The organism is Vibrio amylolyticus (assembly GCF_023145695.1).
In the GTDB taxonomy this organism is placed as follows: Bacteria; Pseudomonadota; Gammaproteobacteria; order Enterobacterales; family Vibrionaceae; genus Vibrio; species Vibrio amylolyticus.
On the sequence record NZ_JAJHVV010000003.1, the window covers coordinates 218,992 to 231,420 of the forward strand.

The window sequence follows — 12,429 nt, forward strand, 5'->3', positions numbered from 1 at the left end:
ATTTCGTATTGTTATATAAAGCACTCAGCCTTGTGCAGTGCACCTTCAACAGCATCTATCAATTTTTGGATCTCATCTTCAGTGCTGATAAACGGTGGCATCATATAAATGAGCTTACCAAACGGACGAATCCATACCCCTTGTTCAACAAAGTGTGCCTGTATTACTTCCATATTTACGTTCTTATGAGCCTCCACCACACCAATTGCCCCTAACCAACGAACATCGCTAACCAATTCATGTTCGAGTAATCTAGGCAATGTGTGAGAAAAGTGCGTTTCTATGGCTTTTGTTTGCTGTTGCCACTCTCCTTGTTCAATAAGCTCCAGACTCGCGGCTCCTACCGCGCATGCTAATGGATTTCCCATAAAGGTCGGACCGTGCATAAAACAGCCAGCTTCGCCACCACATACGGTGTCTGCGACATGCTTGGTTGCCACTGTTGCTGAGAGGGTCATATATCCCCCTGTTAGCGCTTTACCAACACAGAGAATATCCGGTTGGACGTTGGCGTGCTCACAGGCAAAGAGCTTTCCTGTACGGCCAAATCCGGTAGCGATTTCATCTAGAATGAGAAGCACACCATACTGATCACATAATCGGCGTACACCTTTTAGGTACTCAGGGTGATAAATCCGCATTCCACCGGCACCTTGTACGATGGGCTCCATAATGACGGCTGCTATCTGTTTATGGTGCACCTCAAGTTGATGTTTAAAGTCATCAAGATCATTCTCGTCCCATTCATCCCAGAACCCAGCTTGGGGTGAATTGGCAAAGATATGCTCAGGAAGAAAGCCTTTATATAAGCTGTGCATTGAGTTATTAGGATCCGTCACCGACATTGCCGCAAACGTATCCCCGTGATAACCATCTCTCAAGGTTAGGAACTTAGGTCTTTGTTCACCTTTCGCATGCCAGTATTGAAGCGCCATTTTCAAACTGACTTCTACAGCCACTGAGCCTGAATCAGCTAGAAAGACTTTTTCTAAGTTAGAGGGAGTGAGATCTACCAGCTTTTTACACAAATCGATGGCTGGATTATGGGTGATCCCACCGAACATAACGTGCGACATTTTATCTATTTGGCTATGTGCTGCTGCGTTTAAATGCGGGTGATTATAACCATGGATCGTTGACCACCAAGATGACATGCCGTCTATTAGCTGCTCACCTGTCTCTAGCTCTAAATGGACACCTTGTGCACCAATAACGGGATAACAGGTGAGTGGGTTAATAGTTGAGGTATAAGGGTGCCATATATGATTTTTGTCAAAATCTAAATCCATTATCAAGCTCGTAGTGTGTTTGTTTATTTTTTAATCAACTGTAAACTTGTTGATTTTCGTGGTGTTGACAGTCTATCTCTTATCCGTACACTAGCCAAGTATCCAGAATAATAATGATGAATGACTTAATAAGGAATGCTCTGTGCAAATACGTCACGATTGGACTCATGCCGAAGTTCAGCAATTAATGCAAAAACCGTTTATGGACTTGTTGTTTGAAGCACAATTGGTTCATAGAGAGTTCCAACCGCACAACCACGTTCAGGTGAGCACGTTACTTTCGATTAAGACAGGCGCTTGCCCTGAGGATTGTAAGTACTGCCCACAAAGTGCGCGTTACACCACTGACGTAGAAAAAGAACGCTTGATGGAAGTTGATCGCGTACTTGATGCTGCTCAAAAAGCCAAAAATGCAGGTTCAACACGTTTTTGTATGGGAGCGGCATGGAAAAACCCGAAAGAGCGAGACATGCCTCATCTAACGGACATGATCAAAGGCGTGAAAGATATGGGCCTAGAGACGTGTATGACCTTGGGTATGCTTGAGCCAGAGCAAGCTAAAAAGTTGGCGGATGCGGGCTTGGATTACTACAACCATAACCTAGATACGTCCCCAGAATTTTACGGAAATATCATTACCACACGTACTTACCAAGAACGTTTAGATACGCTGTCACATGTACGCGACGCGGGTATGAAAATCTGCTCAGGTGGAATTATCGGTCTGGGTGAGAGTAAGAATGACCGTGCAGGTTTATTCGTAGAGCTGGCTAATTTACCTGTTCAGCCTGAAAGTGTGCCAATCAATATGTTGGTTAAAGTTAAAGGTACGCCACTAGAGAATGTGGATGATGTTGACCCATTCGACTTTATTCGTTTGATTGCTGTTGCCCGCATTATGATGCCTAAATCCGCGGTTCGTTTATCAGCAGGGCGTGAAGGCATGAATGAGCAGATGCAGGCGCTGTGTTTTATGGCGGGTGCTAACTCAATATTTTACGGTTGTAAGCTGTTAACGACGCCTAACCCTGGTGAAGATAAAGATATGCAGCTATTTGCTAAGTTGGGAATCAACAGTCAGCAAGTGGTTCAAAAACCAGATGAAATCCAAGAGAGTGAAATTTTGGATCAGGTAACAGAACGTGTTGCGGCTCGTCCAACCAAAGACGACCTATTTTATGAAGCGTCAGTGTAATCACGCTCAGCTTCTACGTAGGTATCGCTTCATATGACGAACAGCTTTAGCCATCGAATCAGTAAAGCTTTAGAAGAGCGGCGCTCGAAAGAGTTAACTCGCTCACTAGTGGCCGCTGAAAGTGGAAACTCCAGTGAGTTAATCCGTAATGGGCAACGTTTGGTTAATTTCTCAAGTAACGATTATTTGGGGTTAGCAAACGACAAAGCGTTACTTAAAGCCTGGCAAAAAGGTTTAGACCTTTACGGGTGTGGCAGCGGAGCTTCGCCTTTAGTTACGGGGTTTTCACCTGCGCATCAAAACTTTGAGAGTGAGCTGTGTGAATGGCTAGGCTTTGAAAGAGCGATATTATTCTCTTCTGGTTTTAGTGCGAACCAAGCACTTCTCTTTACGTTGCTAGAAAAGGGCGACCTTCTTTATCAGGATAAACTGAATCACGCATCGTTAATTGAGGCTGGAATGTTATCGCCAGCCATAATGCGTCGTTTCAAGCATAACGATGTAGATCAGCTTTCCCAGATGCTGGCATCCAACAGTAAAGACCAACTGAATCAATTAGTGGTAACAGAAGGCGTTTTCAGTATGGATGGTGATACGGCACCGTTAAGTGCTCTATCCGATGCTGTTAGAAATCGAGCTTGGCTTGCTGTTGATGACGCTCATGGTATAGGGGTGTTAGGGGGCGAAGGCAGAGGAAGCTGTAATGCTCAAGGCGTTCAACCCAATATCTTAGTAGTGACGTTTGGAAAAGCGTTTGGGTTATCTGGCGCAGCGATTTTATGTGACCGTGACACTGGCGACTATTTAACTCAGTTTGCACGTCATCATGTCTATTCTACTGCGATTCCGCCTTCTCAAGCGTATGCGCTGTCTCATGCGTTAAGCATGATTAAGAGTCAGCAATGGCGAAGGGATAAGCTCGCAGAGTTGAAAGAAGCGTTTAACTCGAGTTTAAAGAAACACACTGAAGTCATTGAGACCCAAACACCAATCTGCCCAATTATTATTGGTTCAAGTGAAAAAGCATCTGTGGCCGCTCAGCGCTTAAATCACTTAGGGTTGGGAGTGACGGCAATTCGCCCCCCTACGGTGCCTATGAATATGGCACGCCTACGTATTACCCTTACGGCTGCTCATTCATTTGAACAGCTCAAACGATTATCCTCCAGCTTAGAAGATGTACTGGGAGAAATAAACGGATGTTAAACAGTGCAACGGCAGAAATAGATACTGCTTTAATAAACAAACAGATTGATGATAAACGAGATATCGCTGCCGCATTTAGTAAGGCCGCGTCTAGCTATGATAAACATGCCGCATTTCAAAGAGAGGTGGGTGACCGTTTACTTGCGCTCATGCCGTTAGACTTAAGTAGCAAGACTGTTGTTGATTTAGGGTGTGGCACAGGCTACTTTTCAAAAAAATTATTGGAGCGTGGCGCTTCTGTTATTTGTGTCGATATCTCTTCATCTATGCTAGAGCAAGCTCGTATTCGGTGTGGGAATGAATCTGTCGAGTATTACATGGCCGATGCCGAGAGCTTACCTTTTCGTTCTCAAAGTGTAGATTACGTATTCTCAAGCCTCGCTCTGCAGTGGTGTCAAGATCTCTCGGTTCCTATGCAAGAGGTCAATCGAATATTACGAACGGAAAGTAGCGCTTATTTCTCAACGTTGTTAGAGGGTTCGTTACACGAGTTAAAAAAATCATGGGAAAAGGTTGATGAAAATCAACATATCAACACGTTTATTTCATCTAATCAGTTAAAAATTGCGTTAGCGCAATCTCATTTTAACAACCATCAACTAGACTTTGCCGCAATTACCGTTTGGTACGACTCTGCGTTTTCAGTGATGCGTGATCTTAAAGGCATTGGAGCCAATCACGTAAGCGGGCGCTCACAAGGACTAACAAGTCGCAAGACTTTGATTCAAGTAGAACAAGAGTACCAAGTCTTTAAAAACCATCAAAATCAACTGCCTGTAACTTATCAGGTATGTTTAGGGGCTATTCATCGATGATTGATGCAATTTTTATCGCTGGTACGGATACCGACGTAGGCAAAACAGTAGCATCTAAAGCAATTTTACACGCTTTGGCTACTCAAGGACTTAACACCATCGGCTACAAACCCGTAGCTGCTGGTAGTGACAAAACTGATGAAGGAATGCGTAATTCTGATGCGCTTCATCTACAAAAAGCGGCGACACTTGAAACAAGTTATGACGATATTAACCCTTACGCGTTAGAGTTAGCGTCTTCCCCTCATATTGCAGCTAAACGTGAAAATATTGACATTGATTATGCGGTGCTAAGTGAAAAACTCGCGCAGCATAAGAAAAATGCAGATGTTGTGTTGGTTGAAGGTGCAGGCGGTTGGCGTGTACCTGTTTCTGATAGTGATTACTTATCAACATGGGTTAAGCAAGAGCAACTGCCAGTGGTTTTGGTTGTTGGTATCAAGTTAGGTTGTTTAAGCCACGCGGTATTAACCGCGGAAACCATCAGAGCTGACGGTTTGAATCTTGTTGGTTGGGTAGCCAATCGTGTCAACCCTGGTACTGAATACTATCCTGAGCTAATAGAGACGTTGGAATCTCAACTCGGCGCTCCAAAGCTTGGAGAGATCCCTTATATTCCATCTGCTAAAAGAACCGATTTAGGTAAATACATCAATCTTGATTTATTACCTTCTTAACCGGTGTTGAAGTAAAACGGATACGAACCAGAAAGGGGCTGCAATGTGTAGCCCCTTTTATTTGTATTCTATTTATTCGATGTTACTTTTCTTGAACTAAACCCATCAAAGCTTGCTGAGTGTCGATCACTTTTCTCGCCGCTTCTTGTTCTGCGTTTATGCCAAGTTGTTGTTTTGCTTCATCCTCTGAAATCCCTAGATGACAGCAAAGTAAATCGATAGCCATTTGATAGTTGTTAGCTTCCACCATAATGCTTCCTTTTTTTGGAGGGCCACTTTGTTCTCTATAAAATCTAATATTTTTACTACTTAAGTACAATAAGACCAAAGTCTAATCTAGTTGTAACTTACTCAAGATGATAGAAAACAAATGTTTCAATTTAACACTTAACCTTGTTTTATTAACCTATAAACTATATGTATAGAACTACGCTTGATGAAACCTATTGATCATCACGTTAAGTAAGCTTCCCATCGGAGAAAAGTAATGAAGCGGATAATGTTATTCTTAGCCACTAACCTTGCAGTGGTACTTGTATTAAGTGTTGTGCTTAATATTGTTTATGCCGTTACGGGAATGCAACCAGGTAGTTTGTCTGGTTTATTAGTGATGGCCGCGGTATTTGGCTTTGGTGGCTCTTTTATATCTTTGCTGATGTCTAAGAAAATAGCGCTAAAGTCGGTTGGTGGTGTCGTAATAGAGAGCCCACGTAACGAAACAGAGCATTGGTTACTGGAAACGGTTGAGCGTCAAGCACAGCAAGTTGGTATTGGCATGCCGACCGTCGCTATATACGATGCGCCAGATATTAATGCCTTTGCAACAGGTGCTAAACGAGATGACTCATTGGTAGCAGTATCAACAGGTTTGTTGCACAATATGACCCGTGACGAAGCGGAAGCGGTACTTGCACACGAAGTTAGCCACATTGCTAACGGCGATATGGTGACAATGACCCTCATGCAGGGTGTTGTGAACACGTTTGTTATCTTCCTGTCTCGCTTTATTGCAAACATTGTTGCTTCTAACAATAGCGATGAAGAAGGGCAAGGTAGCAACATGATGGTTTACTTTGGCGTCTCTATGGCACTTGAACTCGTGTTTGGTTTCCTAGCGAGCTTCCTGACCATGTGGTATAGCCGTCACCGTGAGTTTCATGCAGACTATGGCGCTGCCAAAATGGTGGGTAGTCATAAAATGATTGCGGCATTAGAGCGTTTGAAGGTGAGTCATGAGCCTCAGCTGGAAGGTTCTATGATGGCATTTGGTATTAATGGTAAGCGTTCAATGACAGAACTTCTTATGAGCCACCCGCCATTAGATAAGCGTATCGATGCACTACGTAGCTATAGTTATGATTAATAGCTAGGACTAATCGTTAAGTAAAATACCAGGTATTAAAAAAGGGCTCTATATGAGCCCTTTTTGCTGTCTGTCGTTTATTGACAAAGATTACTTACAGCTAATTGATCGTTGCTGCCAATTGATAAGTGACCTGTGATGAATGAGTCACCTATCAACGGGTAAAACGTATACCTTTAGAGTTACAGCTTGTCCGTTAGCTCAATCGCTTGACCGATGTAGTTAGCAGGCGTCATTTCTTTTAGACGTACTTTTTCCGCTTCTGGTAGCTCAAGTCCGTCGATGAAGTTACGCATCGCTTCGCCGTCAATACGCTTACCACGAGTTAACTCTTTTAGTTTCTCGTATGGCTTCTCGATACCGTAACGACGCATAACCGTCTGTACTGGTTCAGCAAGAACTTCCCAGTTGCTGTCAAGATCAGCAAGAAGTGCAGCACGGTTTACTTCCAGTTTGCTAATACCTTTAAGCGTTGAAGTGTAAGCAATGATAGCGTAACCAACACCAACACCTAGGTTGCGTAGAACCGTTGAGTCAGTTAGGTCACGTTGCCAACGAGAGATAGGCAGCTTCTGTGACAGGTGATTAAACATTGCGTTTGCAAGACCAAGGTTACCTTCCGAGTTTTCAAAATCGATAGGGTTTACTTTGTGTGGCATGGTTGAAGAACCGATTTCGCCAGCAATTGTCTTCTGCTTGAAGTGACCAAGTGCAATGTAGCCCCAGATGTCACGGTCAAAGTCGATAAGAATCGTGTTGAAACGTGCAATCGCATCAAATAGCTCAGCGATGTAATCGTGAGGTTCGATTTGAGTTGTGTATGGGTTCCAAGTTACGCCAAGAGATTCTGTGATGAACTCTTCACTGAATTGGTGCCAATCAAGATCTGGGTAAGCAGAAAGGTGTGCGTTGTAGTTACCTACAGCACCGTTTACTTTACCTAGGATCTCAACTTGTTCGATTTGCTTATATTGACGTTCCATACGGTATGCAACGTTCGCCATCTCTTTACCCATTGTGCTTGGAGAAGCAGGCTGACCGTGTGTACGTGATAATAGTGGAATATCACGGTATTCAACAGCAAGCGCTTTAATTGCATCAATGATGTTTTTGATTTCTGGCAAGATAACCGTTTCACGTGCTTCTTTAAGCATTAGCGCGTGTGACGTGTTGTTGATGTCTTCAGAAGTACATGCAAAGTGAATGAACTCATTGACTGCGTGAAGTTCAGCGTTGCCAGCAACTTTCTCTTTTAGGAAGTACTCTACCGCTTTAACGTCGTGGTTAGTTGTACGCTCAATTTCTTTGATGCGCGCTGCGTCTTCTTCACTGAAGTTTGCTGCGATATCATTTAGAACTTGGTTCGCTTCTGCGCTAAAAGCTGGTACTTCGGCAATACCTGCAGTTGCAGCTAGCTTTTGTAACCAACGAACTTCAACAATAGTACGGTACTTTAGTAGGCCAAACTCACTAAAGATACTGCGTAAGGCAATCGTTTTGCTACCGTAACGGCCGTCTACTGGTGATACAGCAGTTAATGCTGACAAATTCATGGTGTTCTCCTGAAATGGGGTTCAAAATTTACATATTCAAAATATGGTGAGCTTTATACCAATAACTATCATGATTGTCACGAATATTGCGCAATCGTTTGCGCGAAAGTGACGTTACTTAATGAAAGATAGATTTATCGCTATAAAGAGACAGCTCGCGACTTATCGCGAGCTGTTTTGTTATCTTTGGCAATTACATTCTCGCCAATAAAATTTGAGCTTGTTCGACCATCTTCTTTCGACCGAAAATCAAGTGACGACGTTTACCGCCAACTTGACGCCACAGCACCGCGCTACGGATACCTGACAGTAGTAATGCGCGAACTTTATGTTGATTAGTTGTGTGTTGTAACACAGCAGGTGTGCCTGATACTTGGATTCGTGGACCAATAGGGCTCACAACATCGAGATAGACACTCGCAAGGTTACTCAGCATTTGCTCATCAAGCAGTTCAAAATGATCGAGTTGACGATCGAGCATTTGTATACGATCAGCAAGTTGAGACATCGCATCGTTACGTGCACTGAGCTTTTTCTCAAGAGCCATTAGACTAATGATATAGCGCGTTATTTCACTGCCAGCTGGCGTACTATCAATACCTTTGACTAAACATTCGAGACCCAGCTTTAGGTCTTGTTCTTGGCCAAAAACATCTAAGGTACTATTGGGGCTTAATTTTAGGACTGCATGTAGTGATGTTTTAAATGCGTCATGGTCACATTCACCATCTTTTGCTACTTGTTGAACTAAAGCAACCGCTTGGCAGATACCAGCAAAAGCGATAGTACGGTCATAAAGAGAATTCGCCACTTAGTAGTACTCCTGATTACGAATTGTTAAATGCGTTGTTCGATAATGCCGCCACCTAGGCAAACATTATCAAGATAAAATACAGCAGACTGACCTGGTGTTACTGCTACCTGAGGTTGGTCAAAGATAACTTTAATGTTTTCATCATCAATGGGGATGATGGTACATGGAATATCCGTTTGACGATAACGTGTTTTCACCGTGCAAGTTAACGGTTCTGTTATTGGTGTTCTATCAACCCAATGCAGTTGTGAGGCAACAAGGCCTTGTGATTTTAATAGTGGGTGATCAGCGCCTTGTACTGCAATAAGCACATTTCGTTTAAGATCTTTCTCTGCAACGTACCATGGGTCTTCGTTACCGCCGCCGCCTTTTTGGCCGCCAATTTGTAAACCTTTACGCTGGCCTAAAGTGTGATACATCAAACCTTGGTGTTTACCAATAACATTACCTTCTGGTGTTTCAATATTGCCAGGTTGTGCAGGTAAGTAGCGAGAAAGGAAATCAGTAAACTTACGTTCGCCGATAAAACAGATACCTGTTGAATCCTTTTTCTTGGCCGTGATCAGACCTTGCTCTTCAGCGATTTTTCTTACTTCCGGCTTTTCAAGATTACCGACAGGGAAAAGGCTGCGAGCCACTTGCTCGTGGCTTAATGTATACAGAAAGTAGCTTTGGTCTTTATTGCTATCAAGCCCACGTAGCATTTGAGGCTTCTCATTACCTTCTGGGAAAGTACGATCTACATAGTGTCCCATCGCGATGTAATCAGCATCTAATACATCATCTGCAAAGTCTAAGAATGCTTTAAACTTAATCTCTTTATTACAGAGAATATCTGGGTTTGGTGTTCTCCCTGCTTTATATTCAGCAAGGAAGTACTCAAATACATTGTCCCAATATTCTGCGGCAAAGTTTATTGTGTGAAGATGGATACCTAGCTTGTCACATACAGCTTGAGCATCTGCTAAATCTTCTGCGGCTGTACAATATTCTTCGTTATCGTCTTCTTCCCAGTTCTTCATGAACAAGCCTTCGACTTGATAACCTTGCTGCTTAAGAAGATAGGCTGAAACTGATGAATCGACACCGCCAGACATACCGACAATGACTTTCTTTTGGCTGTTGTTTGACATTACTTAATACCACTCACTATAACTGGTCGCAGATTCTACCAGAAACATGTTGATGGATACAGATCCGAGAAGTCAATCACATAACCATATTGATAAATTTTGTCGTAATAATATAGAAGTTATTTGTTTACCTGTGGCATAGTGCAGCCAAGATAACGATTGAGAGAAAACCATGTCAGAACAAAACGAATTTATGCAAGAGCAAGAGCTAATTGAAGTGATTGAAAATCAATTAGAAGATGGTGAGCCAAAGAAAGTAAAAGAGACCCTAATGCGCCTGATGATGACGGGCACTTCAAGAGATGATGCTGTAGCTATGATGGCTTGCTGCATGTCCATCGAGATTTTTGATGTGATGAAAAATGAAGGTGAGTTTAATTTAAAGCGTTATTCAGAGAACTTAGAGCAGCTTCCAGACCTTAGTTTTATGGAAGGTGAATAATAAATCCTCTCTGCAAACGTTTGCTATAGTTTGGTAGATTGCCGCGCGTTATTGAGCGCGGTAGAATCCGCTTCCCACAACTAATAACGAACTAACGCTTATGAAATTTCCAGGCCAACGCAAGTCGAAGCATTATTTTCCTGTTCATACACGTGACCCTTTAGTGAGCCAAGCTCAAGAAAGTAAGAAAATGTCACGAACGCATATTATCGGCATTGATCAAACGCTTGTAGATATCGAAGCGAAAGTAACTTCAGAACTTATTGAGAAATATAATCTGAGCAAAGGGCATTCATTAGTTATTGATGATAATACCGCTGAAGCACTTTATACGCAGTTAAAAGAAGAGTGCTTGATAACGAATGAGCACGCTGGTGGAACGATCGGAAATACGTTGCATAATTACTCTGTATTAGCCGATGATCGTTCTACGTTATTAGGTGTAATGAGCCAAGATATAAAAATTGGCAGTTATGGGTACCGTTACTTATGTAATACGTCAAGCCGAATGGATCTTAATCATTTACAAGGTGTAGAAGGTGCAATTGGCCGATGTTTTGCACTAATTACTGAAGATGGTGAGCGTACTTTTGCTATTAGCGAAGGTCAAATGAACCAACTTCAGCCAGAAAGTATTCCAGAATCTATATTTGAAAATGCATCAGCATTAGTATTGACCGCTTATTTGGTTCGCTGTAAAGAAGGTGACCCAATGCCTTTAGCTACGATGAAAGCCATTGAATTTGCTAAAAAGCATAATGTACCTGTTGTATTAACGTTAGGAACGAAGTTCGTTATTCAAGATGATGCGAAGTTCTGGCAAGAGTTTATAAATGATCACGTATCAGTTGTTGCTATGAATGAAGAAGAAGCTGAAGCATTAACAGGTGAACACGATCCTTTAGTTGCTTCTGATATTGCATTAAATTGGGTTGATTTGGTTTTGTGTACTGCGGGCCCTGTTGGCTTATATATGGCCGGTTATACTGAAGACGCTGCAAAACGTGAAACGTCTTTGCCTTTGTTACCAGGCTCTATCGCTGAATTTAATCGCTATGAGTTTAGCCGTCCTGCAGCAAAAAGCATGTGCGAAAATCCAGTTAAGGTCTACTCGCATATTGCACCTTATATGGGCGGCCCTGAGAAAATTAAAAATACTAATGGGGCAGGGGATGCAGCACTGTCGGCGCTGCTTCATGATATGGCAGCCAATAAATACCACAGAGAGAATATCCCTAATTCAAGTAAGCATGCTCATGCGTTCTTAACTTATTCTTCATTTTCTCAAGTTTGTAAGTATTCAAACAGAGCGAGTTATGAAGTATTAGCTCAGCACTCTCCACGATTATCTAAAGGTTTACCTGAAAGGGAAGACAGTTTGGAAGAATCTTACTGGGAAAGATAAATAAAAAAGGCTCCGTAAGGAGCCTTTTTTATTAAATGTTCTTTTCAACTAGTGTTTAGTAAAGAAACTAACGAATGAACGTGTGCGTATAAATTAAAGAGCAAACTCTTCTAATGATTTACCCGCATCAAGCTGTGCTTGGATTGCTGAAGGTGTACGACCTTGACCAGTCCACGTTTTTTCTTCACCGTTATTATCAACGTATTTGTATTTCGCAGGGCGAGGAGCACGTTTTGTTTTTACTTTACCTGTTTTAGTCTTAGTCTCGCCTGATAATGCAGAGATAAGTGCTTCAACATCAATACCGTCTTTTGAAATCTGATCTGCAATTGCTGCTAGCTTAGCTTCTTGTTCTGCTTTCGCTGCGCGTTCATCTGCTTCTGCTTCTGTACGCTCTTGTACAACAATTGTTAATTTATCTAATGCTTCTTCAAGTTGCTCAAGAGTTAAATCGCGAGCAAAGGCACGAAGGCTACGAATATTTAATAGTGTTTTTGATAGATCCGACATGTCTATTCCTATGAAAGTAATTTTGAT

Annotated in this window: 13 protein-coding genes; 7 read left to right on the forward strand and 6 right to left on the reverse strand. The window is 42.3% G+C overall.

Translation table 11 applies throughout. The features are described 5' to 3' along the window. Positions 1 to 11: 11 nt before the first annotated feature. Entirely contained in the window at positions 12 to 1,289 is a 1,278-nt protein-coding gene (gene bioA, locus KP803_RS06075) for an adenosylmethionine--8-amino-7-oxononanoate transaminase (protein WP_248007953.1), read from the reverse strand. A gap of 142 nt (positions 1,290 to 1,431) precedes the next feature. Here bioA and bioB point away from each other — a divergent pair, with 142 nt between their 5' ends. The 4 genes from bioB to bioD are packed head-to-tail and all read left to right on the forward strand — an operon-like array spanning position 1,432 to position 5,182. After that, the gene (bioB, locus tag KP803_RS06080; protein ID WP_248007954.1) at positions 1,432 to 2,484 is read left to right on the forward strand and encodes a biotin synthase BioB; all 1,053 of its coding nucleotides are present in this window, start codon (positions 1,432 to 1,434) and stop codon (positions 2,482 to 2,484) included. Between the two features lie 33 nt (positions 2,485 to 2,517). After that, the gene (gene bioF, locus KP803_RS06085; protein WP_248007955.1) at positions 2,518 to 3,690 is read left to right on the forward strand and encodes an 8-amino-7-oxononanoate synthase; all 1,173 of its coding nucleotides are present in this window, start codon (positions 2,518 to 2,520) and stop codon (positions 3,688 to 3,690) included. After that, a complete protein-coding gene (gene bioC, locus KP803_RS06090) occupies positions 3,684 to 4,505 on the forward strand; it encodes a malonyl-ACP O-methyltransferase BioC (protein WP_248007956.1) in 822 nt (273 codons plus the stop codon). Before bioF ends, bioC begins: the two co-directional genes overlap by 7 nt. Continuing rightward, positions 4,502 to 5,182 (forward strand): dethiobiotin synthase, encoded by a 681-nt coding sequence (gene bioD, locus KP803_RS06095; protein ID WP_248007957.1) that lies wholly within the window; start codon positions 4,502 to 4,504, stop codon positions 5,180 to 5,182. Before bioC ends, bioD begins: the two co-directional genes overlap by 4 nt. An 82-nt stretch (positions 5,183 to 5,264) precedes the next feature. Here the strand turns inward: bioD and KP803_RS06100 are convergent, their stop codons facing one another. After that, positions 5,265 to 5,432, reverse strand: coding sequence for a hypothetical protein (locus KP803_RS06100; protein ID WP_248007958.1), 168 nt, complete (start codon positions 5,430 to 5,432; stop codon positions 5,265 to 5,267). Between the two features lie 237 nt (positions 5,433 to 5,669). Here KP803_RS06100 and htpX point away from each other — a divergent pair, with 237 nt between their 5' ends. Further along, positions 5,670 to 6,545, forward strand: coding sequence for a protease HtpX (gene htpX, locus KP803_RS06105; RefSeq protein WP_248007959.1), 876 nt, complete (start codon positions 5,670 to 5,672; stop codon positions 6,543 to 6,545). A 182-nt stretch (positions 6,546 to 6,727) separates the two neighbouring features. Here htpX and purB read toward each other — a convergent pair whose 3' ends face one another. The 3 genes from purB to mnmA form a co-directional block, all read right to left on the reverse strand. Further along, a complete protein-coding gene (gene purB, locus KP803_RS06110) occupies positions 6,728 to 8,098 on the reverse strand; it encodes an adenylosuccinate lyase (RefSeq protein WP_248007960.1) in 1,371 nt (456 codons plus the stop codon). Between the two features lie 193 nt (positions 8,099 to 8,291). Further along, positions 8,292 to 8,909 (reverse strand): high frequency lysogenization protein HflD, encoded by a 618-nt coding sequence (gene hflD / locus KP803_RS06115; protein WP_248007961.1) that lies wholly within the window; start codon positions 8,907 to 8,909, stop codon positions 8,292 to 8,294. A gap of 26 nt (positions 8,910 to 8,935) precedes the next feature. Continuing rightward, positions 8,936 to 10,045, reverse strand: a complete 1,110-nt coding sequence (gene mnmA / locus KP803_RS06120; protein ID WP_248007962.1) for a tRNA 2-thiouridine(34) synthase MnmA — start codon at positions 10,043 to 10,045, stop codon at positions 8,936 to 8,938. A gap of 172 nt (positions 10,046 to 10,217) precedes the next feature. Between mnmA and KP803_RS06125 the strand changes: the two genes are divergently transcribed. Next, complete coding sequence (locus tag KP803_RS06125; RefSeq protein WP_248007963.1) at positions 10,218 to 10,487, forward strand: hypothetical protein; 270 nt, start codon at positions 10,218 to 10,220, stop codon at positions 10,485 to 10,487. 100 nt (positions 10,488 to 10,587) lie between these two features. Further along, positions 10,588 to 11,892: an inosine/guanosine kinase gene (locus KP803_RS06130; RefSeq protein WP_248007964.1), complete on the forward strand. Its 1,305-nt coding sequence runs from the start codon at positions 10,588 to 10,590 to the stop codon at positions 11,890 to 11,892. A 93-nt stretch (positions 11,893 to 11,985) separates the two neighbouring features. Here the strand turns inward: KP803_RS06130 and KP803_RS06135 are convergent, their stop codons facing one another. After that, a complete protein-coding gene (locus KP803_RS06135; protein ID WP_248007965.1) occupies positions 11,986 to 12,402 on the reverse strand; it encodes an H-NS family histone-like protein in 417 nt (138 codons plus the stop codon). Positions 12,403 to 12,429: the final 27 nt, after the last annotated feature.